The 25481-nt window shown below is 71.6% G+C and carries 21 protein-coding genes; 7 read left to right on the top strand and 14 right to left on the bottom strand.

The window, feature by feature from the left end; translation table 11 throughout:
• Positions 1–99 precede the first annotated feature (99 nt).
• Genes OHA99_RS36405 through OHA99_RS36395 form a run of 3 tightly spaced genes read right to left on the bottom strand, consistent with a single transcriptional unit; the run spans position 100 to position 3316 of the window.
• Positions 100–987, bottom strand: coding sequence for a carbohydrate ABC transporter permease (locus OHA99_RS36405; protein ID WP_282882200.1), 888 nt, complete (start codon positions 985–987; stop codon positions 100–102).
• Positions 987–1979, bottom strand: coding sequence for a sugar ABC transporter permease (locus tag OHA99_RS36400; protein ID WP_331727856.1), 993 nt, complete (start codon positions 1977–1979; stop codon positions 987–989). The genes OHA99_RS36405 and OHA99_RS36400 overlap by 1 nt, the downstream gene beginning before the upstream one ends.
• Positions 1976–3316, bottom strand: a complete 1341-nt coding sequence (locus tag OHA99_RS36395; RefSeq protein WP_331727853.1) for an extracellular solute-binding protein — start codon at positions 3314–3316, stop codon at positions 1976–1978. The genes OHA99_RS36400 and OHA99_RS36395 overlap by 4 nt, the downstream gene beginning before the upstream one ends.
• A 248-nt stretch (positions 3317–3564) precedes the next feature.
• Here OHA99_RS36395 and OHA99_RS36390 point away from each other — a divergent pair, with 248 nt between their 5' ends.
• Both OHA99_RS36390 and OHA99_RS36385 read left to right on the top strand, forming a co-directional pair.
• On the top strand, positions 3565–4779 hold the full coding sequence (locus OHA99_RS36390) for an ROK family transcriptional regulator (protein WP_164386846.1): 1215 nt from the start codon (positions 3565–3567) through the stop codon (positions 4777–4779).
• 188 nt (positions 4780–4967) lie between these two features.
• Positions 4968–6236 carry an FAD-dependent oxidoreductase gene (locus OHA99_RS36385; protein WP_331727850.1) on the top strand — a complete coding sequence of 423 codons (1269 nt, stop codon included), beginning with the start codon at positions 4968–4970 and terminating at the stop codon, positions 6234–6236.
• Positions 6237–6303: 67 nt separating this feature from the next.
• Here OHA99_RS36385 and OHA99_RS36380 read toward each other — a convergent pair whose 3' ends face one another.
• The 6 genes from OHA99_RS36380 to OHA99_RS36355 form a co-directional block, all read right to left on the bottom strand.
• Positions 6304–6900 carry a sigma-70 family RNA polymerase sigma factor gene (locus OHA99_RS36380; protein ID WP_007446188.1) on the bottom strand — a complete coding sequence of 199 codons (597 nt, stop codon included), beginning with the start codon at positions 6898–6900 and terminating at the stop codon, positions 6304–6306.
• A 152-nt stretch (positions 6901–7052) separates the two neighbouring features.
• The gene (locus tag OHA99_RS36375; protein WP_331727843.1) at positions 7053–7823 is read right to left on the bottom strand and encodes a hypothetical protein; all 771 of its coding nucleotides are present in this window, start codon (positions 7821–7823) and stop codon (positions 7053–7055) included.
• Positions 7824–7919: 96 nt separating this feature from the next.
• On the bottom strand, positions 7920–8135 hold the full coding sequence (locus tag OHA99_RS36370) for a heavy-metal-associated domain-containing protein (protein ID WP_153182198.1): 216 nt from the start codon (positions 8133–8135) through the stop codon (positions 7920–7922).
• Between the two features lie 130 nt (positions 8136–8265).
• Positions 8266–9063, bottom strand: coding sequence for an ABC transporter ATP-binding protein (locus tag OHA99_RS36365; RefSeq protein ID WP_164386860.1), 798 nt, complete (start codon positions 9061–9063; stop codon positions 8266–8268).
• 3 nt (positions 9064–9066) lie between these two features.
• Positions 9067–10032 (bottom strand): iron ABC transporter permease, encoded by a 966-nt coding sequence (locus OHA99_RS36360; protein ID WP_329433952.1) that lies wholly within the window; start codon positions 10030–10032, stop codon positions 9067–9069.
• A 56-nt stretch (positions 10033–10088) separates the two neighbouring features.
• Positions 10089–11120 (bottom strand): ABC transporter substrate-binding protein, encoded by a 1032-nt coding sequence (locus OHA99_RS36355; protein WP_153182195.1) that lies wholly within the window; start codon positions 11118–11120, stop codon positions 10089–10091.
• Positions 11121–11382: 262 nt separating this feature from the next.
• Between OHA99_RS36355 and OHA99_RS36350 the strand changes: the two genes are divergently transcribed.
• Positions 11383–11991 (top strand): DJ-1/PfpI family protein, encoded by a 609-nt coding sequence (locus OHA99_RS36350; RefSeq protein WP_164386861.1) that lies wholly within the window; start codon positions 11383–11385, stop codon positions 11989–11991.
• A 32-nt stretch (positions 11992–12023) separates the two neighbouring features.
• On the opposite strand, the gene OHA99_RS36345 is transcribed toward OHA99_RS36350, so the two are convergent.
• Both OHA99_RS36345 and OHA99_RS36340 read right to left on the bottom strand, forming a co-directional pair.
• Positions 12024–13232, bottom strand: a complete 1209-nt coding sequence (locus tag OHA99_RS36345; protein WP_331727835.1) for a serine hydrolase domain-containing protein — start codon at positions 13230–13232, stop codon at positions 12024–12026.
• A 68-nt stretch (positions 13233–13300) separates the two neighbouring features.
• Complete coding sequence (locus tag OHA99_RS36340) at positions 13301–14473, bottom strand: serine hydrolase domain-containing protein (RefSeq protein WP_331727831.1); 1173 nt, start codon at positions 14471–14473, stop codon at positions 13301–13303.
• A gap of 348 nt (positions 14474–14821) precedes the next feature.
• On the opposite strand from OHA99_RS36340, the gene OHA99_RS36335 reads away from it, so the two are divergent.
• From OHA99_RS36335 to OHA99_RS36325, 3 genes are all read left to right on the top strand, one after another.
• Entirely contained in the window at positions 14822–15943 is a 1122-nt protein-coding gene (locus tag OHA99_RS36335) for a YncE family protein (protein ID WP_331727828.1), read from the top strand.
• A gap of 332 nt (positions 15944–16275) precedes the next feature.
• Positions 16276–17766: an MDR family MFS transporter gene (locus OHA99_RS36330; RefSeq protein ID WP_331728224.1), complete on the top strand. Its 1491-nt coding sequence runs from the start codon at positions 16276–16278 to the stop codon at positions 17764–17766.
• Positions 17763–18980: an amidohydrolase family protein gene (locus tag OHA99_RS36325; protein WP_331727825.1), complete on the top strand. Its 1218-nt coding sequence runs from the start codon at positions 17763–17765 to the stop codon at positions 18978–18980. Before OHA99_RS36330 ends, OHA99_RS36325 begins: the two co-directional genes overlap by 4 nt.
• A gap of 112 nt (positions 18981–19092) precedes the next feature.
• Here OHA99_RS36325 and OHA99_RS36320 read toward each other — a convergent pair whose 3' ends face one another.
• Together OHA99_RS36320 and OHA99_RS36315 are read right to left on the bottom strand one after the other, a co-directional pair.
• Complete coding sequence (locus OHA99_RS36320; protein ID WP_331727822.1) at positions 19093–19737, bottom strand: cytochrome b/b6 domain-containing protein; 645 nt, start codon at positions 19735–19737, stop codon at positions 19093–19095.
• A complete protein-coding gene (locus OHA99_RS36315; protein ID WP_331727819.1) occupies positions 19730–20833 on the bottom strand; it encodes a catalase family peroxidase in 1104 nt (367 codons plus the stop codon). The genes OHA99_RS36320 and OHA99_RS36315 overlap by 8 nt, the downstream gene beginning before the upstream one ends.
• A 216-nt stretch (positions 20834–21049) precedes the next feature.
• On the opposite strand from OHA99_RS36315, the gene OHA99_RS36310 reads away from it, so the two are divergent.
• The gene (locus OHA99_RS36310; RefSeq protein ID WP_331727816.1) at positions 21050–21850 is read left to right on the top strand and encodes a response regulator transcription factor; all 801 of its coding nucleotides are present in this window, start codon (positions 21050–21052) and stop codon (positions 21848–21850) included.
• Here OHA99_RS36310 and OHA99_RS36305 read toward each other — a convergent pair.
• Positions 21819–25343 (bottom strand): M20/M25/M40 family metallo-hydrolase, encoded by a 3525-nt coding sequence (locus OHA99_RS36305; RefSeq protein ID WP_331728221.1) that lies wholly within the window; start codon positions 25341–25343, stop codon positions 21819–21821. The genes OHA99_RS36310 and OHA99_RS36305 overlap by 32 nt on opposite strands.
• Positions 25344–25481: the final 138 nt, after the last annotated feature.

The following is a 25481-nucleotide window of genomic DNA, read 5'->3' as shown; positions in this document are numbered from 1 at the left end:
CGTACGCGCTCGTACATGCCGTACGGGCGCGTGCATGTCGTACGGGCTCATACGTGTCGTACGAGCCGCGGGACGGGCTGGGTGGGTGGGCGGGAGCGGTCAGCTCTTGACGGCGCCGCTGAGGTTCGACCGCATCAGGTGGCGTCTCAGGAAGACGTAGAGCACGGCGGGCGGCACCGTGTAGACGACCGAACTCGCGGCGAGCACGCCCCAGTCGACCTGGTTGAACGCGGTGAACGCGCGGAACAGGCCGATCGAGAGCGGATACAGGTCCGGCGACTGGAGCAGCACCAGCGGGGTGAGGAAGTCCCCCCACACGGCCATGAACGTCAGCATCGCCGCCGCGCCAAGGCCGGGGCCGACCAGCGGGAGGACGATGCGGCGCACGGCGCCGAACCGTGTGCTCCCGTCCAGCCAGGCCGCCTCCTCCAGCTCGAACGGGACGGCGTCGATGGTGCCCTTGAGCAGCCACAGGGTGATCGGCAGCGCGGACGCGGCCTCGACCAGGATCAGGCCCAGGTAGCTGTCGTCCAGGTGCATCTTGACCATGAGCAGGTACAGGGCCACGATCGTCGCGGGCGGCGGGATCACCCGGATGAGCAGGATCGAGAACATGAAGGTCCGGCGCCCGCGGAACCGGTAGCGGGACAGTCCGTAGGCGCCGAGGACGCCGCAGGCCAGGTTGAGCGCGGTCGCCGCGAACGAGACGACGACACTGTTCAGGAAGAGTCGCGGGGTGTCGCCGTCGGTGAAGAACCGGGTGAAGTTGTCCAGGGTGAACGAGGGCAGGGTGACGGTGGATCCCCCGTCGGCGTCCACCGCCGTCAGCACGACCCACGCGAACGGCACGACGCAGAACAGAGCCAGCAGCACCATCAGGGCGTACTGCACCGCGCGCTGCACGGTCCGCCACCCCGGCGTGCCGCGGCGCGGGGCGGCGGGCCCGGCGGCCTTGCGGGTCTCGGCCGTCGTCGTCGTGGCCGCCATCAGACCTCCACCTTGGCCAGCCGGGCGTAGGTCACGCCCAGGATCGTCAGCAGGACCAGCAGGATCACCGAGGCGGCGCTGCCGAGGCCGATCTGCGAGTACTGGAAGGCCCGTTGGAAGATGTAGACGGAGGCCAGCTCCGTCTGGTGTCCCGGACCTCCCTGGGTGAGGAAGTAGACCAGGCCGAAGACGCCGACCGTCGTGATGGTGGTGAGCAGCAGGTAGAGGAAAACCGGCCCGCGGATCAGCGGCAGGGTGATGTGCCGGAAGACCTGGTGTGCGCGCGCCCCGTCCATCCGCGCCGCCTCGATCAGTTCGTCGGGGACTCCCTCCAGCGCCGCCTGGAACATGATCATGGCGAACGCGATGCCCCGCCATACGTTGATGATGACGATGGACGTCATCGGTGAGTCCTGGAGCGGGGCCGCCGCGCCGCCGCCGAACAGCGCGAGCAGCCGGTTGAAGGTGCCGTCCTCGTCGGAGGAGAGCACGCTCGCCCAGGTCAGCGACGCGACGACCTCGGGGACCACCATCGGCAGCAGCACCAGCGCCCCGAAGACGCCCTTGCCGCGCAGCCACTTCTGGCGCAGCAGCAGGGCGGCCAGCATGCCGAGCACCGTCTGCCCGACGATCGCCGACCAGAACACGAACTGACCGGTGCGGCCCAGCGAGGAGAGGAAGTCGCCGGAGCCGAGCAGGGTGCGGAAGTTGTCCAGCCCGACGAACTGCGGGTCGCGGGCGGCGAAGCCGGTCAGCTGCGTGTTGGTGAGGGCGAGGTAGAGGCCGTAGCCGGCGGGGGCGATGACGAAGACCGCGATCAGGAGGACCGAGGGCCCGAGGAAGAGGGGCAGCGCCCAGCGCGCCCGCCCCTCGCGCCCCGTCCAGGGCGCCCGGGGCGTCCGGTCCTTCTGCGCCGTTCGGGCCGTTCGGGCCGTTCGGGCCGTTCGGGCCGTTCGGGCCGTTCGGCCGGAGGTGGCCCCGGCCGTGGTCATCGCGCCACCCGGGCGTCGCCGAGCAGCTCCTCGGCCTCGGTCGCGAAGGTGTCTGCGGCCTCGTCGCCGTCGGCGTCCTCGGACAGGATCTTCTCCGTGGCTTCCTGGACCGCCTGGGACACCTGGTCCTCGCCGTCGCCGCGCGGCGGCTGGACGCTCGACCCCAGCTTGCGCTCCGCCTCGATCAGCGACGGTTCGTCCTTGTACGGGGCGGTGTCCGCCAGGCCCTTGCGCGGGGCGACCGCCCCCACCGCGGCCAGTTGCTCGGCCAGGGCCGTGCCGGAGCTGAGCCACTTGGCCAGCTCGACGGCGGCGTCGGCGTGCGCGCTGTCGGCGTTGACGCTGTAGCCGAATCCGCCGCCGCCGACCGAGTACGGCTCGGTGCCGGGTACCAGCGCCGGGTAGTCCCACGTGCCGACCTTGTCGCGCACGTCCTCGATCGGGGCCGCGCCCTCGGGGCCCCAGTCGTACTTCCATCCCCAGCTGCCCTGGGCCGCGACCGGGAGGGTGCCCTCGACGAACTTCTCGTACTTCGTGGGCTCCCACGGGTTCGGGTTCTGAAGGTCCCGGACGGGGAGCAGGTCGGCCGCGACGAGCTTCGCGTACAGGCCGAAGGCGGCCGACAGTCCCGGGCTGCGGACGTCCCACTTCTTGGTCTTGGCGTCGTAGAAGGTGCTGCCGGTGCCGGCCATGACGGGGAGGAAGCCCTCCGACCAGGATCCGCCGCCCCAGGCGGTGCCGGCGGGCAGGACGAGCGGGGCCTCGCCGGTCTTGGCCCTGACCTGCTTCAGCCTGCCGATCAGCTCGTCCCAGGTGCGCGGCTGCGAGGTGTCGATGCCCAGCCTCTTCAGCACGTCCTCGCGGTAGAAGAGGCTCTGGATGCTGGCCTCGTGCGGAATGGAGTAGAAGCTGCCGTCGGGCTGCCGGGCGCCTTCCTTCACCGACGGGTAGTACTGGTCCCAGCCGTCCCAGCCGTCCAGGTGGTCGTCGAGGTTCAGCAGGTAGCCGGCGCCGGCCAGGCCGGTCACGTTGGTGCCGCCCATGTCGATGACGTCGGGTGCGGAGCCGGAGTGGAGCTCTTGCGTGATCTTGGTCCGGAACTGCTCGTCGGTGAGGGGGTCGGCGACCAGTTCGACCTTGATCTCCTTGCCCTGCTTCGCCATCTCCTTCTCGAACCGCGGGATGAGGTCCTCGACGACCTCGGCGCGGGCCTCCTGGAATTCCAGCAGCTTGACGGTCACCGGACCGTCGTCGTCCGCCGAGCTCGAGCAGGCCGTCAGTGCCCCTCCCAGCAGCATTCCGGCCGCGGCACCGGCAAGGACACGGTTGCGCCTCATTGCGTCACCTCTCCTGACTGTGGTTCCACTCCGTGCTTTTATCCATTGGATTGAGTAAATTTCGGCGATCGTAAGGAGGGGAATCGCTCGACGTCAAGGGTCTTAGGTCCCGCAAGTGTCCGGCAACGACACAATCCGAGGCATCCTCGGACGCGGCGGCCTACTGAGCACCTATCATCAACCCGCTGGATTAAATGAGGCGAGGGCCGTGTCGATCACCGGTCCTCCACGGACGCACGGAGGTGTACATGCGGCGAGGGAGCAACCAACTCCGGCTGGCGGACTACAACCAGGCGGTGGTGCTGGACCTGGTCCGTCGCTCCCCCGGGGTCAGCCGGGCCGACCTGCAACGGGAGTCCGGCCTGAGCTCCCAGACCATCTCCAACATCACCCGCCGGCTGATCGACGACCGGCTGATCCGCGAGAGCGCGCCGGCCGGCAGTGCCCGGGGACGTCCGAGCATCCCGCTGGTCATCGACCGGGACGGGGCGTACTCGGTCGGCGTGCACATCGACCCCGCCCGGCTGACCGTCGTGCTCCTCGATCTCGAGGGCCGGGTCCGGCTGGGGCGCCAGGAACGCACCCCGCAGGCCACGGACCCGGCACGGACGACCGCCGTCATCGCCGAGGTGGTCGACGGACTGCTCACCGAGGCGGACATCGCCACGGACCGGGTGCTCGGGCTGGGCATCGCGGCCCCGGGACCGCTCGACGTGGACGCCGGACTCCTGCTCGACCCGCCCCAGTTGCCCGACTGGCGCAACGTCCGGCTCCGCGCGGACCTCCACGAGGCGACCGGACTGCCCGTCCTCCTCGACAAGGACGTCACGGCCGCCGCCACGGCGGAGCTCCGCTCCTGCGGGGCGGGGTCCAACACGTTCGTCTTCCTCTACCTGGGATCGGGCGTGGGCGCCTCGATCGTCCTGGACAACCAGGTCGTACGGGGCACCACCAACAACCTCGGAGAGGTCGGCGACCTCGTCGTTGACCCCGACGCCGAGCAGCTGGAGTGGAGCGGCCGGCGCGGCGGTCTGGCGGCCGCCTGCGTTCCGGAGGCACTCGTCCTCCAGGCGGCCCGGGTGGGCCTGATGCCGCTGCCGAACCTCAACGACTACGTCGCGGTGGACGACGCCTGCTCCGCGCTGTGCGACCTCGCGTCCGCGGGCGACGCCGTCGCCTCTCGTCTCCTGGAGCGGGCGGCGCGGCGGGTCGCGGTCGGTCTGGGCGTGCTGGTCAACCTGCTGGACGTGGAACGGGTCGTGCTCGGCGGCCCGTTGTGGAGCCGGCTCGGTCCGGCGTTCCTCCCCGTCGTCCCCGACCTCGTCGCCCGCGAACTGGTGGCACGCGAGCGGGTCCTGGTGCAGGGATCCGCCGTGGGCGACCAGGTGGCCGCCGTCGGCGCCGGGGAACTGGTGATGGACCACTTCCTCGCGCCTCGCGCGTCCGCGCTGATGATGGGGTGAGGCCGCGCGGGCTTGCGTAGGACACCGCCGCGCGCGTCCGGAACGTCGTCCTGCGTTCGTTGTCCGAACACCGTTGACCGGCTTACGGTGTTCACCAAACGGGTGGGTAAATGGACAACCGATAGAGGTGACCCCGTGCGGATGAACATGGAGCAGGACGAGTGTGCGGCGATCGAGCTGGTGGCGACGTGAGCGACCGTCCGGTGGTCGTGGTCGGCGCCTCCGCGGGCGGACTGACCACCGCGGCGGCACTGCGCCGGCTGGGGTACGCCGGCCGGCTCGTGGTGGTCGGTGCGGAACCTCATCCGCCCTACGACCGGCCGCCGTTGTCGAAGCAGTTCCTCAGCGGCGCCTGGGATCCTCCCCGGCTCGCGCTGCGCAGCCCGGCGGAGACCAGGACCCTCGGCCTGGACATGCGGCTGGGCACCGCGGCGACCGGGGTGAACCCCGCGGAGCGCCTCGTGCACCTCGACGACGGGACCCGTCTCCCGTACGGGTCCCTGGTCGTGGCGACCGGGGTCCGCGCGCGCCGGCCGTCGGTTCCGGGCGCGGACGGCACCGACGGGATACACGTGCTGCGCACCCTGGACGACGCCCTGGCGCTGAGGCCGAGGCTGCGCGCGGGACGCCGTCTGGTGATCGTCGGCGCCGGGTTCGCCGGCACCGAGACGGCGGCGACCGCGCGGGCGCTCGGCGTCGAGGTCACGCTCGTGGAACGGTCCGCGCTGCCCTTCGCGCGCGTCCTGGGCGACACGGTGGGCGGGTTCCTGACCGGGACGCACCGGGCGCACGGCGTCGACGTCCGCACCGGCGTCTCGGTCAGCGGTGTCCAGAGCCGCCCCGGAGGACGCGTCGGCGCCGTGCTGCTGAGCGACGGCAGCATCGTCCGCGCCGACGACGTGCTGCTGGCCGTCGGCTCGGTGCCGAACACCGAATGGCTCGACGGCAGCGGTCTGGACGTGGCGGACGGGCTGGTGTGCGACCGGTTCTGCGTGGCGGCGCCCGGTGTGTACGCGGTCGGGGACGTGGCCCGCTGGCACCACCCCCGGTTCGGCGCGTCGATGCGCGTCGAGCACCGCACCAACGCCGCCGAGCAGGCCCTGACCGTCGCGCACAACCTGCTCCACCCCGACCGGCCCCGGCCCTTCGCACCGGTCCCGTATTTCTGGACCGACCAGTACGGCGTCAGGCTCCAGGCCTACGGACACCCGCGCGGCCACGACCAGCACGTCCTCGTCGAAGGAGACCTGGCGCGGGGCCGCTTCCTCGTCGCCTACCGAACCGGCGACCGGCTCTCCGCCGTCCTGGCCGCCGGCCTGCCCCCGCGCACGCTGCGCCCCTGGCGGGAAGCTCTCGCCACCGGCACCCCGTGGACGGCGACCGCGGCCGCGACGGCCCCCGCGAGGTCCGTCGCGCCGCACACCGCCGTCCCGGCCACTCACATGGAGGATGCCTGACCACGCGGGCCCACGGTCCGTGCTCGCGTGCCCAGGCAGCGGCGCGGGCACGGACCATGACGTCCCGTCAGGCCACGGCCGGTGCGTACCGGGGTGTGGTGTCGGGTTCGTCGGCCATCATTTCCGCCAGGTTCAGCCTGGCCCGCGCGACGCGGGAGCGGATGGTGCCGACCGGGCACCGGGCCACCTGCGCGGCGTCCGCGTACGGCAGGCCGTACACCTGGGTCAGCAGGAAGGCCTCGCGCCGGTCCCGGGGCAGGGCCTCGACCAGGTGCATCAGGGCGACTCCGTCGTCGAAGCCGGGCAGACCGGCCGGGCGGGCGCGCTCGACCGCGTCCTCCCAGTCGGCGGTGGTGTCCGTCCTCGGCCGGCGGGCGGCCCCTCTGATGTTGTCGGCGACCGCCCGGCGGGCGATGGACAGCAGCCACACGCGGGCCGAGGAGCGGCCCTCGAAGCGGTGCAGCGCGGTCAGCGCCCGCAGGAACGTGTCCTGGGCGAGGTCGTCGGCGGCCTGGGTGTCGTCGGCGAGGTACGCCACATAGCGCAGTACGTCACGTTGGAGGGCGCGCACGAAGCGGTCGACCGCTTCGCTGTCGCCGCCGGCGGCGGCGAGCGCCCATGCCGTGACCGTCTCGTCGGTCACGGCGGGCAGAGCAGGGATCATGGTCCCGTGGTCCTTCCTCGGCAGGATTCCGTACGGCGGCGCCGAGGTGGGGCCCGGGGGCCATGGGCCCGCCGCACGGGTGGGAGACCCGTGCGCGCACGCGCGCACGGGGACCGCCGGGCGCATCGGGCGCGACGGCGGTGCACCGGCTGTCAGACGACAGCGGTCCCCCGGGGAGGGCCACGGGTGGCGAGGGTGTGCACGAGCAGGAGCCGCCGCAGCCGCCTACGGGTCCGCCGGACGGGCCGGAAGGCGGGCGGTCCCGCCGGCGGCACGAGGACGACGAGCACCAGCCGCAGCGGCACGAAAGCGCGGTCGGCGCAGGCGCGTACGAGGGCGAAGGCCGCGCGCTCTCCCTGCGCCAGCCACAGTCCGCACAGGACGGCGGCCAGCAGGTGGGCGGCGAGCATGCCCCAGGACGCGGTGCCGGTCATGTGCCCCAGGTGGAGCAGGGCGGCCGGCCCCGACATGTCCGTGGTGCCCGTCGCGGGCACGGCCCCCGTGGTGTGACCGGGCCCGTGGTGCAGGTGCTCGGTCAGACCGGCCCGCTGCGCGATGCCGTAGGCGCGGGCCGCCTGGGCCGGGGTCGGGTCGGCGCCGCAGAGCAGGTACCGCGCCCACTCCTGGACGCTCTGCGTGCCACCGGCCGCCGCCGTGGACGGCCGGGCGGGGGACTGCGCGAGGGTGAAGCAGACGTGCAGGGCCGCCTGCACGGTCACGGTCAGGGCGGCCACCGCGGCGCCCCGCCGCTCCCGGCCGCCGAAGGACCAGCCCACGGCGCCGACCGCCGCGAGGCCGGACAGCAGGACCCACCAGGGCAGCCCGTGGCCGGACATCAGCACGTGGCCCAGGCCGGCGAGCACCACGCAGACGGCCGCGAACACCGCGGCCCGCAACGCGCGCAACGCCCCGTCGGCAGCCATGGCAACTCATCCTGGCACCCACCGGGAGAAGCCGGACACCCGGGTGCCTTCCCTGCCGGACTCCACTCCGGAGCAGCCGCCGCAACGCGGCCCGCGTCAGGCCAGTACGAGTGCCGTGACCTGGTATCCCGCCTCCTCGATCGCCGCCCGCAGCGACGCGTCGTCCAGGCCGGTGCCGTCGACGGCGACCGATCCCGCGCTCACGTCGACGTTCACGTCGGTGACGCCGGGCACCTGGGACACCTCCTCGGTGACACTCGCGGCGCAGTGCTCACAGGTCATGCCGGTGACGAGGTATCCGATACGTGCCATGGTGCGTCTCCTGACGGTCTCCGAGGTGTGGGTGCGCCCCGGGAGGTGTGCGCCGGCTCCCTCGTTCATGTGGAGCCGTCCCCCAGTGGGTCGCCGTGCGCCCGGGTGGAGTTCCCCGGTGTCGTGCGGGTCACCCGCGCGGGGGCGGCACGTCGGCGGCGAGCGGCTGGGCGGCGTAGGTGATGCGGATGACGCCGTCGTCGTGCCGGCGGGTGCTCGCCCGTACGCCGAAGACCTCCCCGAGGACCTGCGGCGTCAGCACCTCCAGGACCGCGCCCGCGGCCACCACCGCGCCCTCGTGCAGGACGACGAGGTGGTCGCAGAGCCGGGCGGCGAGGTCGAGGTCGTGCAGGACCGCCAGGGTGGTGATCCCGGTGGCGCGGACCAGTTCCAGCAGCTCGAAGCGGGCGCGGATGTCGAGGTGGTTGGTGAGTTCGTCCAGCACCAGCAGGCGCGGGTCCTGCGCCAGTGCCCGCGCCAGCAGGACGCGTTGGCGTTCCCCGCCGGACAGGGAGGCGTAGTCGCGTGCGGCGTAGGGCCGTACGCCGCAGTGGTCGATGGCGTCCTCGACGGCCCGGTGGTCCTCGGCGCCGTCGCGTCCGAGCAGGCCGTGGTGCGGAGCGCGGCCCAGGGCGACGATCTCGGTGACGGTCAGGCCGGTGGTGTTGCCGCCTGAGTCCTGGAGCACCGCCGCGGTGCGCCGGGCGGCGGCGCGGGCGGAGAGCTTCCACACGTCGTCGTCGCCGACCCGCACGACGCCGTCCGCCGGGCGCAGCGAGCGGTAGACGGTGCGCAGCAGGGTCGACTTGCCGCTGCCGTTGGGCCCGACGAGTCCCACGATGTCGCCCGTGCGTGCCTCCAGGTTCACGTCACGCAGGATCGGGTTGCCGTCCAGGGCGATGTGGAGCCGTTCGACGGTGAGGTGCATGCGTCAGTCCATGGCCTTGTTGCGGCGCAGCAGCCAGAGGAAGAAGGGTGCGCCGAGGAGTGCGGTGAGGATGCCCAGGGGCAGCTCGTTGGGGCGGTCGAGGGTGCGGGAGAGCAGGTCGACGAGGACCAGGTAGACCGCGCCGAGCAGGGCGGTCAGGGGCAGCAGGCGGCGGTGGTCGGCGCCGGTGCTCAGCCGGACCAGGTGCGGGATCATCAGGCCGACGAAGCCGATGCCGCCGGCGACCGCGATGACGGTGCCGGTCAGCAGGGCGCTGAGCACCAGCAGGACGATGCGGAGCCGGTTGACGTCGACGCCGAGCGCGGTGGCGGACTCGTCGCCGGCCAGCAGGACGTTGAGCCGGCGGCCGAAGAGGGTCAGCAGGACGGTCGTGGCGATCACCACGACGGCGACCGTGGGGAGCTGGTCCCACTGGGCGCCCGCGACGCTGCCCAGGGTCCAGAACAGCACCGTGCGCAGTTCGTTCGGGGAGGCGTGGAGCTGCACGAAGCTGGTCGCCGACAGGAAGACGTAGCCGACGGCCACCCCGGCCAGCACGAGTCGGGTCGGGGCCATGCGTCCGCGTCGCTGTCCCAGCGCGAAGACCAGGGCTCCCGCCACCATCGCCCCCAGGAAGGCCGCCGTCGAGACGCCGAGGCCGGCGGCGGCCACCGAGCCGCCCAGGGTGATGGCCAGGACGGCGCCGAGGGTGGCGCCGTAGGAGAAGCCCAGCACGGTGGGGTCGGCCAGGGGGTTGGAGACGGCGCTCTGCAACACGGCACCGGACACGGCCAGGCCCGCGCCCGCCAGGGCCGCCAGGACGACGCGGGGAGCGCGGAAGTTCCACACGATCTGGTCGAGGGCGGGATCCGCGGGTGCCGTACCGGATCCGGTGACGTGGTGGACGACGATGTGCCACACGTCGCCGACGGGTACGTTGACCGCGCCGACGCCGATCGCCACGATCATGGTGGCGGCCAGGGCGACGGGCAGGAGGACGAACGCCAGGGGCAGCGTGAGCCGGTTCAGCCGGCGTCGGGGTGCAGCACCTCGGCGATCTTCTTCACGGCCAGGTCGTTGCTGGGGCCGAGGTACATCGAGTCGGACAGTGTCACGTACGTGCTGGTCCTGGCGGCCGGCCACTGGGGGAACTCCTTGAGCAGTTGCTTGGCGTATGCCGCCGCGTCGGTGCCGCTGGCGTCGATCACGACGAGGGCGTCGACGTCGGTGGTGGCCGCCTTCTCCTTGCTCACGTTGGCGAAGAGCGTCTCGGAGGAGTCCTCGAAGGCGTTGACGCCGCCGGCCCCGGCGAGGATGTCGTTGACGATGCCCTTGGCGAAGACCAGGCTGAAGTCGGTTTTGCCGGTCGGGCTGGCGAAGAGCACCATGACCTTCGGAGGCTTGTCCGTCCCGGTCTTCCCGCTGACGGCCGCGATCTTCTTCTCGGACGCGGCGATCAGTTTCTCGGCCCGGTCACCGACGTGGAAGATCTTCCCCATGTCGCGCAGCAGTCGGTAGCTGTCGGCGACGGTCATCTTCGACGGGTCGTCGTCGCAGCCCTGCGGGGAGATGTAGCTGTTGGCACCCACCTGCTGGAGCTGCTCGCGGGTGGCGAAGCCGTTCTTCTGCTCGTAGCCGTACGAGGTGACGGACAGGACGAGGTCGGGGCGCAGTCCGAGCATGGCCTCGCGGGGGATGTCACCGGCGCCGTTGAGCGTGATGCCGCCGGTGGGCAGCTTCTTGATCGCGTCGGCCCGGCCGGGTACCTCGGACCTGCCGTAGCCCTGCTGGTTCGCGACGATCTTGTCCTCGAGGCCGAGGGCGAGCAGTGTGGAGACCTCGGCGACGGACGCGCCGTTCATCACGACGACCCGTTCGGGAGCCTTCTCGAACGTCAGCTTCCGGCCGCAGTTGTCGAGCGTGACCGGGTAGCCGGACGTTTGTCCGGCGGCCTTGCCGGCGGTGTCGTCCGCCGTGCCGGAGGAGGAGCCGCACGCCGCCGTGAGCAGACAGAAGGCCGCGGCCAGGGCGGCGGCGGCCGGCCGTTTCATCGACATGGAACTCCTAGTGGTGCGCACCGTAATCGCCCACGGGCCGAGTGGTTGACCGGCCGAGTGGTTCATGGACCCGAGCGGTCCGGGCCGAGTGGTTCGGCCGAGTGGTTTCGGTGCAGTAGTCGCCGCGGGACCGCCGCGAGTTCCCGGGGCCGGCCATTTCGTAGGTGTCGTACTCGTCACCGGTCCGCGGCGGCTCCGGCGGCCCGGAATCGCGTTAGCTTGTTCGCCCGCCCCGCACCCTTCCGAGAGAGGCCGGTCCGTCATGCCCGACACCGTTCCGTACCGAGTCACCGTGCTGTTGTTCGACGGCGTGGAGGAGCTGGACGCCTTCGGCCCGTGGGAGACCCTGCGCTTCTGGCAGGAGCTGACCGACCGGGACGTGGTCGTCCGCACCGCGAGCCTCGACGGGGGACCCGTGCGGTGCAGCCTGGGGCTGGCCGTCACCCCCGACGGTGCCGTCGACGACGGCCCGAGGCCCGACCTCCTCATCCATCCCGGCGGTTCCGGGATCGACCACCTCCGAAACGACCAGACGCATCTGGCACGGATGCGGTCCTTCGCGGACGCGGGCACGCTCCTGGCGTCCGTCTGCAACGGCGCCCTGGTCCTCGCGGCGGCCGGGCTCCTCGCCGGGCTGCCCGCGACCAGCCACTGGAGCGTGCTGGACGACCTCGCCTCGTTCCCGGACGTCGAGGTGCGCACCAAGCAGCGGTGGGTCGACGCGGGGCACATCGTGACCAGCGCGGGCATCTCGGCCGGCATCGACATGGCCCTGCACCTCGTCGCCCGCGTCGAGGGGACCGAGAGGGCCCGGGAGGTGGCGCACGTACTGGAGTACGCGTGGGCCGACGACACCAACCCCCCGGAGTAGAACCGGGGGGGGGTGCGCCAGCCCGCAGCCCGTCAGCGGGTGCAGAGCGCGGTGTCGAGGGCGGCCTCGATGTGCTCGGCGGCGGGGAGGGTCGTGGGCAGCGCGGTGACGGCGATGGTGGCCGCCCGGCCGTCCTCCGTCACGGCGTTGCGGGTGGTGTAGCCGGGGGCGTTGCCGCCGTGGGTCCAGGCGTAGCCGCCGCAGCTGAGCTTGAAGGTGGCCAGGCCGAGGCCGTAGTGGCCGTCGCCGACGGTGTCGAGGTCGGGGGCGTCGACGGTGGTCTTCATCTCCTTGAGCTGCTCCGGCTCGAGGAGCTTGCCGTCGAGGAGCGCGGTGAGGAACCGGTTGAGGTCACTGGGGGTGCCGACGAGTCCTCCCGCGGCCCAGCCGGCGGAGGGATCCTGCTCGGTGACGTCGGTGTAGGGGGTGTCGGGCGCGGTGGCGAAGTAGCCGTGGGGGTGGCGGCCCTTGATGGTCTGGTCGCCGACGCCGGGCCAGTAGGTGTGCCGCAGGCCCAGCGGCTCGATGATGCGGTGGGTGATCTCCTCGCCGACGGGACGGCCGGTGACCTTCTGCACGAGAAGGCCGGCCAGGACGTAGTTGGTGTTGCTGTAGCTCCAGCCGGTGCCGGGGGCGAACAGCGCCTTCTTGCCGAGACCGAACTCGACGAGCTCGCGGGGTTCGAAGTAGCGGTGCTGCTGCTTGGTCAGGTAGTCCTTCACGACCTCCTCGTCGTAGTCGGCCAGTCCGCTGGTGTGCTGGAGCAGCTGCCGCACGGTGATGTCGTGGCCGTCGATGCCGTCGCCGCGCACCAGACCCGGCAGGTACGTCTCGATCGGCGCGTCGAGGTCGATCCTGCCCTCGCCGACCAGTTGCAGGACCACGGTCGCGGTGAACATCTTGGTGTTGCTGGCGATGCGCACCTGGCCGTCGGTGGGCACCTTGGACCCGGTCTTGAGGTTGCCCACGCCGGCCGTGTAGTTGCGGGCGCGGCCGCCCGGGTCGCTGAGGGAGGCGAGCGCGCCGGGGAAGCCGTCCTCCTTCACCAGCGCCTCGAGGCTCTTGCGGACGGCGGCGTCGGTCCGGCCCCGGAAGGCGTCCTGGCCGTGCGCGGCCGGGGTGGCGGTCGTCGTGCCGCTCGTCAGCGCGCCGGCCGCGGGCACGGACAGGGCGAGGGCCGCGGCGACCCCGCTCAGGGCGGTCAGGGTGCGGCGGAGGCTGGGCTTGGGCAGGACGGACATGACGGTCTCCTTGCGGAACGCGGAAGTGGTCGGCGGGGTGAGCGGGGCCGGGGTCAGCGGGGTCGGGGTCAGCGCGTGCACAGGGCGGTGTCGAGGGCCTTGTTGACGGCTTCGGCGCCCTCCAGGGTGGAGGGCAGCGCCGTCACGGCGACGGTGGCGGCCCGGCCCCGGTCCGTGACGCCGTTGCGGTTCTCGTAGCCGTCGAAGTCACCGCCGTGGCCCCAGGCGACGCCGCCGCAGCTCAGCGGCATCTCGACGATGCCCAGGCCGTAGCGCCAGCCGTCGTGCAGGCCCTTGGCCTCGACCGTGGTCCGCATCTCCTCGAGCTGGGCGGGCTCGAGGAGCCTGCCGTCCATCAGCGCGGTCAGGAAGCGGTTGACCTCGCTGGGGCGGGCGACGAGCTGCCCGGCCGCGCCGCCCCAGGAGGGGTCGACCTCGGTGGCGTCCGTGAGGGGACCGCCGGGCTCGTCGGACGCGTAGCCGTGCGGGTGGCGTTCACGGATGGTCTGCTCGCCCTCACGGGGCCAGTAGGTGTGGCGCAGGTGGAGGGGCTCGATGATCCGGTCGGTGATCTCCTCGCCGATGGGACGGCCGGTGACCTTCTGCACGATCAGACCCGCGAGGGTGTAGTTGGTGTTGCTGTACTCCCAGCCCTTGCCCGGGGCGAAGGACGCCTTCTCCTTGAACGCCATGTCGAGCAGGTCGTGGTCGTCGACGAAGGTGTGCCGCCACTCGGAGAACTTCGGCATGGTCTCGGTGTAGTTGGGCAGTCCGCTGGTGTGCTGGAGCAGCTGCCGCACGGTGATGTTCCGGCCGTCGATGCCGTCGCCGCGCACCAGGCCCGGCAGGTAGGTCTCCACCGTGGTGTCCAGACCGACCTTGCCCTCGCCCACCAGCTGGAGGACCACGGTCGCCGTGTACAGCTTGGTGGTGCTCGCGATCCGGACCTGTCCGTCGGCCGGGACGCGGGAGCGCTTCTTGCGACGGTCGCCCACCCCGGCGGTGTAGTTGCGGGTGTGCCCCTTCTCGTCGCGCACCGAGGCGAGCGCGGCCGGGAAGCCGTGGTCGCGCGTCAGGCCGTCCAGGCTCCGCTGCACCTTCGCGTTCGGGCGGGCGGCGGGCTGGTCGGCGCTGGCCGAGGGCAGCCACACCGCCACGGCGCCGCCCAGGACCGCGAGGGCGGAGACCGCGATGGCGGACCGCCGGCGCAGGCGGGACTTCGAGGCACGGTGCTGAGACACGGGGGGACTCCCTGCTGGACGGTCGGGCGGCTGAACGCTCCTGCTGACATGGATCAGCCTCCTCCGGAGCCCGCCGCGTCTCGATCCCGTCCACTGCCGAGCCTCGGTAGCGCAGGCACCACCCCGCCGGGTGGGGTGTTCCGGAGGACCGCCGTTCCCGCGACGGCGTCCCGAATTGATCCACTTCTCCTTCAACACCACGTGGCGCGGCGGCGTACCCCTTTATGACAACGGTTGCAGAGCCGACGGAGCACGCGAACCGGTCCTTCGAGGTAAATCCGGCGCCACAAGCGCCCGAAGACCGGTCATGCGCGGCGGGGGGACACTCAAATCAAGGAGACAGCCCAGGTGAAACGCCTCAGGACCACGCGCCGGACGATGATCGCCACCACCGCGCTCGCCGCGCTCGCCCTGTCCGGTGCGGCGGTGACCACGGCCAGCGCGGACGCGCCGGAGAAGAAGTCGTCGTCGAAGGGGTTCACCACCACCGTGGTGGACTTCGGTGCCTACACCAGCAAGGTCGAGGTCGCGGACCCCGAGGAGCCCGAGGACCGCGACCCCACCGTCGACGCCACCAACAACACGCTCGCGGTCAGCCCGAACGAGCAGTTCGCCGTGGCGACGAACTCCTACTCGAACCATCTGGTCGTGATCCACGTACCCAGCGGCAAGAAGGTCGCGGAGATCAAGGGGTACGTCAGCCCGCGCAACATCCTGTTCGCCCCGGACAGCAAGAGCTTCACCGTGTCCGACAGCGCGCGCGGAGTCGTGGACCGCATCTCCGTGTTCGGCTTCCGTGTCACGCAGCGTCTGCCGCTCGGGGCCGGTGTGTTCGGCACCGCGCAGAGCGCGGACGGCAAGTGGCTGTACGCCAACAATGCGGCGGCGGACACGGTCACGGTCGTCGACCTCGCCAACAACCGGCCGGTGGACGTCATCACCGGCTTCCACGAGCCGCGGCAGGGCACCAAGCTCTCGCACTCGGGCGACACGCTGTACGTCACCAACTACGGCACGGGCGAGGTCTCGGTCGTCGACCTCAAGAACAAGGACGCCGATCCGGAGACGATCGGCGGATTCAAGGGCCTGCGTGCGGTGTCCGTCAACCGCGCGGGCGACCGGCTGTACGCGGCCAACAGCGAGTCCGACGAGATCTCCGTCGTCAACCTGGTCTCCGGCAAGAGGACCAGCGTCCACGTGGGCGACAAGCCCTACGGTGCGGCGCTGTCCCCCGACGGTTCGGTCCTGCTGTCCGGGAACATGGCGGACGACACCCTGACCGCCGTGAACACTGCGGACAACTCGGTGATCGGCACCGTCGAGAGTGGCCCGAAGGGCGAGCTGAAGGGCCCCCGCCAGGCGATCAGCTTCAGCGCCGACTCGAAGACGGCGTGGGTGCTCAACGACGACCTCACCGTCGCCGAGGTCGACGTGGAGAACCTCAAGGTGACCGACATCCTGGGCGACTGACGGTTCCGCACGCCCCACGCACCGAAGCGGTCCGCCGGCCCGGCCGGCGGACCGCTTCCGCGTTGCCCCGCGCCGAAGCGACAGCACGACCACGATCACGACCACGATCACGACCACGATCACAACCGCGATCACGATGAGCGATCTCGCAACGAACTTGTTCGCTACGAACATGTTCGCTACTGTGGTCCGTGGTCCGGTCGACTCGAACCGACCGCCTTGTCGTGAAGGGGTGATCCCTCGTGCCGTCCCTCTCCGGAGCGGGCCCGACGCCTGCGTCCTCCGATCCGGCCGACGTGCCCAAGAACGTCCGCTGGGTCCTGCTGGGCATCATGCTGGCTCTGCTGCTGTCCATGCTGGACGCGCTCATCGTCGGCACGGCCATGCCGACCGTCGTCGCCGACCTGGGCGGTCTGGAGCACATGTCGTGGGTCGTGACCGGCTACACCCTGGCCACGGCGTGCTCCACTCCCGTGTGGGGGAAGCTGGGTGACCTCTTCCCCCGCAAGACGGTGTTCCTCACGTCGATCGTGCTGTTCCTCGTCGCGTCCGTACTGTGCGGCGCGGCGTCCTCGATCGACTGGCTGATCGCCTTCCGGGTGCTTCAGGGGCTGGGCGCCGGCGGCATGGGCGCCGGCGCGTTCGCTCTCATCGGCACGCTGCTGCCGCCGCGGGAGCGGGGGCGCTACCAGGGCATGGTGGCCGGTGTCACGGCCCTGGGCCAGCTCGGCGGCCCCCTGCTCGGCGGCTTCGTGACCGGGCACCTCGGCTGGCGCTGGGCCTTCTACATCAACGTGCCCATCGGCCTGGTCTGCATCGCCTGGTGCGGGATCATGCTGCACGTGCCCGCGGCCAAGCGGCAGGGAAGGATCACCCTCGACTGGTGGGGCATCACGTTCCTCACCGGCGCCGTCTCCGCGTTCGTCATGGCCGCGACCTGGGCGGGCAGTACCTATGCCTGGGGCTCCTGGCAGATCATCGCCCTCGCGCTCACCGCGAGCGTCCTGCTGGCCGGGTTCGTCGCCACCGAACGACGCGTCGCCGAACCGCTCATGCCGCCGCGCATCTACAGCGGCCACCGCAACTTCCCGCTCTCCGCCGTCCTGCTCACCGTCACGGGTGTGGCGCTGTTCGGAGCCACGCTCTACCTGCCGCTGTACCTCCAGGTCGTCCAGGGCGCTTCGGCAGCCAACTCCGGGCTCCTCCTGCTTCCGCTGATGATCGCGACCCTGATCACCTCGAACATCGCGGGCCGGGTCATGACGGCCACCGGCCGCTACAAGATCTTTCCGGTTCTCGGCTCGCTGTTCCTCGTGACCGGAACGGGGCTGCTGTCCACCATGGACACCGGCACCTCCCGCCTCACGACCTCCGTCTACATGGCTCTGGTCGGCGCGGGCACCGGCTTCACCCTGCAGATGTCGAACACCATCGCCCAGAACGCGGTCGAGCTGCGCGACATCGGCTCGGCCTCGGCGGCCACCAACCTCTTCCGCAACCTCGGCGGCTCCCTGGGCCTCGCGGTGTTCGCCTCCCTGTTCACCGGTGCCGTCACCGGCGGCGGCCGGTCGCCGGGCGAGGACGCCCCCTCCACGAGCGCCGCCGGGCGCCTGTCGGATGCCGCCCGGGACGCCTACCTGGCCGACGTCGTCCATGCCACCCACCTGATCTTCCTCACCACCTCGCTGATCGCTCTCGCCGCGCTGCCGGCGTCGCTCCTCATCAAGGAAGTACCCCTGCGCGGCAAGCCCGGCGGCCGGCGCCCGACCCCCGCGCGCAGCGCCCGCGCATCCCGGCAACTCTCATGGAAGGACACCCGATGACTGCCACACACATCACCAACGCCCGCATCTTCGACGGCGCACAGCCGCTGGACGCCACCACCCTCACCCTGGAGGGCGGGGTCGTCACCGCCGTCGGTGCCCCGGACGCGCCCCGGGACGCCGAGGTCGTCGACGCGCAGGGCGGCTTCCTGCTGCCCGGCCTGATCGACAGCCACGTACACACTTCGGTGGACTCCCTGCGCCAGGCGCTGCGCTTCGGTGTGACCACCGAACTGGAGATGCAGGGCTACTGGACGCCCGAGCAGCGCACCGAGGTCGGCGACGACGACACCCTCGCCGACGTGCGCTCCGCGCTGATCGCCATGATGGCCAAGGGCGGCCACCCCAGCGAACTCATGAAGGACCTGGGCGAGCACGACCCGGCCGCCGGCGAGCACGAGGGATGGCAGATGCCGTCGGTCGGCACGCCCGACGAGGCCCGCGCCCATGTCCAGGCCTTCGCCGCGGCCGGGGCGGACTACATCAAGGTGATGATCGAAGAGGGCACCACCATGGGCCACCCCGGCCTTCCCATGATCGACCCCAAAACCATCGAGGCCGGAGTGGACGAGGCCCACCGGCTGGGACTCAAGGTCGTCGCGCACGCCATCACCCTGGCCGCCACCCGCCAGGCCCTCGACGCCGGTGTCGACGGCCTGGCCCACCTCTTCGTCGACCAGCGCGCGGACGACTCCGTCGTGGAAGCCCTGCGCGACGCCGACGTCTTCGTCACGCCCTGCCTGACCGTCAGTTCCTCGCTCATGGGCCGCACCGCGGCACACCTCGCCGACGACCCCCGCGTGGCCGACCGCCTGTCGCAGCCGTGGCTCGACACACTGCGCGGCTCGTTCAACTCCTATCCCCAGGGCACGTTCCAGCACGTCCTGGACAGTGTCGCCGCCCTGCACGCGGCGGGCGTCGACCTGCTCGCCGGCACCGACGCCTCCGTCCCCGTGCCCAGCCACGGCGGGGTCGCACACGGCGCCAGCGTCCACGACGAACTCGCCCTGCTCGTCCGGGCCGGGCTGTCCCCGCGGGCCGCGCTCGCGGCCGCGACCTCCGTGCCGGCCCGCCGGTTCGGACTCGGCGACCGCGGCAGGATCGCGCCCGGTCTGCGCGCCGACCTCCTCCTCGTGGACGGCGACCCGCTCGACGCCATCTCGCACACGCTCGACATCAGCGCGATCTGGCGCCGGGGAGTCCGCCAGAGCTGACCCGACACCGAGGGAGCGGGGGCTCCGACGGGGCTCCGACGGGGTCGCGCCTCCCTCCGGCCCGGGTGACCCGGGCCGGAGGGAGGCGCGGCCGGTGCTGAGAAGCTGAAGGTCAGGGGCCGCCCCTCCGCACCGCCACCGGCTCCGGCTCCTGCCGGGAGGTCCGCCACAGGGCCATCCGACCGAGGAGCCCGTCCCGCAGCACCAGGACATGGACCAGGACGGCCAGCATGTGCAGGGTGAAGAGGATGAACAGCGCGTAGCCGAGCACCAGATGGGTCTCGTGCAGGGCGGAATAGATCCCGGGGTCGGCCGGCGCGATGGGCGGCACCCGCACGCCGAGCACGGTGAACGGTGTGTCGGACGCCGACACCATGGCCCACCCCACCAGCGGCTGGGACACCATCAGGCCGTACATCAGACACTCGGACGCCAGGGCGGCCCTGCGTTCGCCCGTGCCCATCGACCTCGGGTGCGGGGGCGCCCGGTGGAGGAACCTGTTCACCAGCCGGACCACCGCGAGCAGGAGTACGGCCATGCCCAGGGGTTTGTGTACCGACACCAGCAGGCGGTAGTCGGCCAGGGAGGCCACCATGGCCGCGCCGATGAAGATCATGGCCACCACGAGGACCGCCATCACCCAGTGCAGCCAGCGGGAGAAGAGCGTGAACCGGTCCGGAACGTCCGTGCCCGGACCCTGCGGGTCCGGGGGGCTTTCGGCGACCGGCGCCCCGGCCCCGGCCCCGGCATCAGTCATCGTGCTTCCCCGTCACCTTCACGGTCCCCTTCGTGTCCGGCTCCCCGGTGCGCCGCGCGAAGGACCGCGCGTACACCGACGAGCGGGCACTCAGCAGTGGGTCGTCGGACACGGCGATGCCACGCGGCAGCACCGTGGGGTCGAAGTTGATGTCCCGCGCGTTGCCCGACGCCTCGGTGTGCACCGAGCTGAGGGTCAGGACACCGGCGTCCAGGGTGCGGCGGCTGTCGGGCCACGGGAGCGTGGCGTCGTCGAGCGGGTCCTCGGGCCCGCCGATGGTGAGCACCAGCCGCCACCGCAGCGAACCGCCGTCGAACGCGTCGATCAGCGTCTCGAACAACTCGTTCCGGCCGATCGGCCCCTTGGCCGCCGCACGCACCGGCTGGAGCGGGACCATCGACCAGCGCACCGGCACGCTGCCGCCCGAACCGTTGGTGAAGTGGAAGGCGTTGAGACCGTTGAACGTGCTGTCGGCGAAGCCCGAGGTGGGCGGGTGCTTCTTGGCCAGTTCCATCGCGCGCACCGTCTCGGGGTGCTCCGCCAGGAACGCGGCCTTCTTCTCGGGATCCGGCTGCCCGGTGTCCGGCAGTGCCTTGAAGGCGAGCATCCGGTCGTAGAAGCCCTGGGGGGTGCGGTCCTGGAACACGGGCAGGTTGACCATCGCGGTGCGCCACTGCTCACCGTCGGGAAGGTCGAAACGCAGCGCGAGTCCCCGCACCGTCTTCGTGGCGTCGGCGACGTCCGGGACTCCCCCGGACAGCGAGAACCTTCCGGTCACCGCAGTCCGCCGGCCGTCCTCGAACACCGTGGCCTCGGAGACCGAGGTTCCGGCACCGCTGGCGACGAACTCCCCGGCGACACTGACCCCCTTGGCGTGGTTGCGTCTGAACCCCGGATGCTTGCCGAACACGGTCTCGAACCCGTCCGCCAGCCGTCCCGGCGTCAGTCTGTCCGGCGTCGCCCGTCCGCTCACGTACGCGAACGCCCCGACGTCCACCGCCCCGACGCAGGCCACCGCCCCGATGCCGAGCAGCGCGCTCCTGCGGCGCAGCTCACGAGCGGGTGCCGCCGGCGGCTTTAAATCCTCATGTTCCAAGATGCCTCTCCTTCAACGTTCCGTAAGGCGGCGCGTGGGGGCGCCGGACAATGGCGTCGTCAGGGGGTACGCGGCCGGGCGCGGCGGTGTTGAAGGATTCGCGGGACTTTCCGGGGCGGGTGTCGGGAGCCGGACCGTCGCAGGCCGGTTCCGGCGGGTTGCAGCGAGCTTGTCGGCGCCCCGGGCGCCACCGGAAGCCGCCCTATAGTCGCCGCCATGAGCGCGCACATCCTGGTTGCCGAGGCCGACGAGCGACAGGCACAGGTACTGCGCATGTACCTGCGGTCGGAGGGGCACGAGGCCACGATCGCGCGCGACGGCCGGACGGCGGTCGAGACCGCGCGCCGGCTGCGGCCGGACCTGCTGGTGCTGGACGCGGAGATGCCGAAGGTCGGCGGCCACGACGTGTGCCGGATCCTGCGTCAGGAGTCGGACGTGCCGGTCCTGATGCTGACGGCACGCTCCGGCGAGGACGACCTGCTGCTCGGACACCGCCTCGGCGCCGACGACTGCGTGACCAAGCCCTACAGTCCGTGCGAACTGATGGCGCGGGTCGGTTCGCTGCTGCGCCGCGTGAAGCGATCGACGCCGGCGCCGGACGCCGCCGTCCTCCGGGTGGGCCCCATCACGGTGGATCCGCTGCGTCAGGAGGTGGTGGGGCCCTCGGGCCACCAGGTCGCCTGCACCCGCGGCGAGTTCGCGGTGCTGGAGGTCCTGGCCTCCGAGCCCGGGCGGGTGTTCACCCGCGGGCAGCTCCTCGGCCGGACCGGAGGTCGGGTCTCCTCGATGTCCGGACGCACCATGGACATGTACGTGATGGCATTGCGCAGGAAGCTGGAGCCCGACCCGCGCCGCCCGCAGTACCTGATCACCGTCTACGGCATCGGCTACAAGCTCACTCCGGGCGTCGCCTCCGGTGCGGACGGTGCGGGACCCGGACCGTCCCCTGTTCTCCCGGTCCGGGCCCCGCGTTCGTCGGGCAGGGTCAGCTGCCCTGCACCGTCACGTCGTCGATGACGAAGCTCGTCTGCAAGTAGGCGTCCTCGGTGGACTCGAAGGTCACCGTGACCTGCCGGCCGGCGTAGGCGCTCAGGTCGAGCGACTGCCGGACGTAGCCGCTCGCGGCGTCGGCGTTGGACTTGGTGCTGACGGTGGTGCCGTCGACCTGGACCCGCAGGGTGTCGTACGGGGTGTTCGTCGTCTCCTTCGTGTCGATGTGCAGGTAGTACTCCAGCTTGACCGCGGCACAGCCCTCGGGGACGGTCACCGTCTGGCCGATCGACTCGTTGCTGGTCGTGCCCCAGCCGCCGAGCCAGCTGTACCGGGTGCCGCTGTGCGCCACCTGGCCGTCGTACTGCCCGATGGTCCGGGTGTCGCCGGTCCACGGCGACGTGCCGTCCTCGAAGCCGCCGTTGACGATCTTCTGTCCGGTGTCGCAGCCGCCGCCGTCACCGGTCACCGTCAGCGTGTACGTCGTGGTGTGCGTGGCCGACGTGCCGGTGCCGGTGACGGTGAGGGTGTAGGTGCCGGGGGCCGTCGAGGCCGCGGCGGTGACCCTCATGGTGGCGCGCTCGCCCGAGGTGACGGACGACGGGTTGAACTCCGCCGTGACACCGGCGGGCGCGTTCGGCACCGACAGCCGTACGGTCTGCGCGGAGCCGTTGACGGTGGCGGTGGACACGGTGGTCTTGACGTCACCGCCCGGCGCGACGCTGCCCGAGGTGGGCGAGACGTCCATGGAGAAGTCGTCGGCCGGTGCCTCGCCGCCGACCGCCTGCTCCCAGAGGGTGTAGGCGATGCCGTCGGAGGCGCGGTTGAGTCCGGTCAGGTTGATGTTGTCGATGGTGTCGCAGGAGGAGTGGTAGCACGGGTCGTACGCCCGGCCGGCCGTTCCGCCCCACTTGGCGGCCTGCGCCGACGTCTTGCGGGCACTGGCGCCCATCGCGTAGCCGGAGGTGGCGATGGAATAGCGCTCGAACGAGTAGTCGTCGCTGCGGCCCGCGCCCTCGGTGTTCTCCTCGGGTGCCAGGTTCAGCGAGGCCCAGTACTCCTTCATCGGCGCGGCGGCCGCGGAGTTGATGTGGTTGATGAAGTAGCCGCCGTTGGTGGAGGCGACCATGTCGAAGTTGTAGTACGCCTTGATCTTGGAGCGTTCGGCGGAGCTGAGCGAGCGGACGTAGAAGTCGGAGCCGTTGAGACCCTGCTCCTCGTCGGTCCACCAGGCGAAACGGACGCGGTTGAGCATGGCCGGGTTCTGCCGGGCCAGCTCCAGGGCCGTCTCCAGGAGGGCGGCCGAGCCGGACCCGTTGTCGTTGATGCCGGGCCCTGCGGACACGCCGTCCAGGTGGGCGCCGAACATGTAGACGTTGTCCGCGTCGCCCTTGGGCCACTCGGCGATCAGGTTGTTGCCCGCGCCGCTGGTGCAGCCGGAGGTGCAGGGCTGTTCGGCCACGGTGAAGCCGGCGGCCTGGAGCTTGCCCTTGACGTAGGCGACGGACTGGTCGTAGCCGGTGCCGGTGGAGCGCCGGTTGCCGCCGTTGCGGGTGGCGATGGCCTGGAGCTCGTCGAGGTGGGCCTTCACCTTGGACACGTCGATGTCGGGGGCCTGGCCGCCGGGGTTGCCTCCGCCGCCGATGGTGAGGGTGTACTGCGCGGTGTGGTCGGCCGCGCTGCCGTCGCCCTTGACGGTGAGGGTGTAGGTGCCCTGTGCGGTGGAGTCGGCGACGGTCACCTTCATGCTGGCGCTGCCGCCTGCGGTGACGGACGACGGGCTGAAGGAGACCTGGACGCCGGCCGGGGCGCCGGTCGCCGACAGCGCGACGGACTGGGCGCTGCCGCTGGTGACGCTCGTGGAGACGGTCGCGGTGACCGACTGACCCGGTTCGGCGCTGCCCGAGGCGGGGCTGAGGGCCATGGAGAAGTCGGAGGCCGGGCTGCCGGTGCAGGTCGGGTCGGCGGACTGGGCCGGCACGCTGATGGCGTTCCAGGCGGCCTTCGTCCTGTTGAACAGCTCGCAGGTGGGGTCGAGGTTCTTGGCGGCGGTCAGGGTCGCGGTGCGGTAGCGCTTGTGGGTCATGCCGCTGGTCTTCAGCAGCATGCCGCCGTAGAAGATCTTGCCCGCGTTCTGGATGCCGACGCCGGTGAGGGTGGTGTTGTTGCAGGTGGGGCTGTCGGGCTTGCCGCCCCCGGGGTTGGTGCCCTCGGCGAGCAGGTAGAACCAGTGGTTGAGCGGGCCGGCCGCGGCGTGGACCTCGGTGTCCGGGATCGAGGACGAGTAGCAGTTGGGGTCGCGGAGCCTGGAGGGGTCGTACATGTAGCGGATCGGTCCGTTGCCGACGAGGTCGACGGTCTCGCCCACCTCGTAGTCGCCGGGAGTGTCGTACGGCGCCGGCTGGTTGGCGTACGCCTCGGTCAGGGCGCCGAAGATGTCGCCGGTGGCCTCGCCCAGACCGCTCTCGTTGCGGGCGCCGCCCGGGGTGAACTGGTCGATGCCGTGCCCGTACTCGTGGCCGACGACGTCCATCGAGCCGATCCACTCGTTCTGCTCGTTGTGGCCGATGGCGACGCTGGAGCCGTTCCAGTAGGCGTTGACCTGGTTGAGGCCGACCTTGGCCGGCCAGCTCCCGCCGTTGCCGTCGTGCCCGTCGCGGCCGAGCCAGTCGCGGAGCATGTCGGACTCCTTCTGCGCCGCGTACATCACGTCGGCGCAGCCGGTCTCCCTGCTGCTCGCGTCCCCGTTGCCCCAGTTGTCGTCGGGCCCGGTGAAGACCCGGCCGGTGCTGTAGTCGGCGCAGCTCAGTCCGGGCCTCGACGGGTCGCTGAGCCGGTACTGGCCGCCGGACTGGCTGGTGTCGATGGACAGCGGGCTCGGCCCGTTCCACTGGCTGTCGGCGTGGCCGGCGCGTACGTCGTCGTAGGAGTCGACGACCTTTCCGGTGCGGGCGTCGACGAAGACGTGCAGCCGGCTGGGCGTGCCGTCCTCGGTGGAGCCGGTGACGACGGTCTCCCAGGCGAGGCGCGCCTTGTCGTCGGCGAGCTTCACGACCAGTCGCGGCGACTCGGTCCCGTCGGCCTTCTTCAGCCGGGCGCGGCTGGTGCGCTCGGCCGCGTCGGCCTTGATCCGGGCGTCGGTGCCGACGGATATCCGGACGTCGGACGCGGAACGCACGGCGCGTACGTCGCCGTCGCCGTCGGCCAGGACGACGGCGTCGCCGCCGACCACGGGCAGGCCACGGTAGGTGCGCTCGTAGGCGATGGAGTACATCCCCTTGAGCCAGGGGGTGACCATCCGGCGGTCGTAGCGTTCGTCGGGTCCCTTGGCGAGGGAGTCGAATCCGCTGGCGGTGACCTTGTCGGCGGCGGCGACGGCCCGGTCCAGGGGACCAGGTTCCGCGGCGCCCGCGTTCGCGGTGGCCGTTTGGGCCGCCTGTGCGGTGGTGACGGCGGGCAGTGCCACCGTCCCCAGGGCGACGGCCAGGGAGAGGCCCGCCACGGCGAGTCTTCGTTTCACGAGTGCTCCTCGGAAGGTGGGGGGTTCCGCGTCGAACACCCGGGCAGGAGCGTCGGAACGCGCACGCGGCGAGTTCGTCATGCTCATGCCTGGGCGGCGAGAACACTCACACCGGTCACACCGAGGGTCAACGGAGTT

Origin of the sequence: Streptomyces coelicoflavus (assembly GCF_045041415.1) — a bacterium.
GTDB lineage: Bacteria > Actinomycetota > Actinomycetes > Streptomycetales > Streptomycetaceae > Streptomyces > Streptomyces coelicoflavus.
This window is presented reverse-complemented; position numbering and strand designations above follow the sequence as displayed.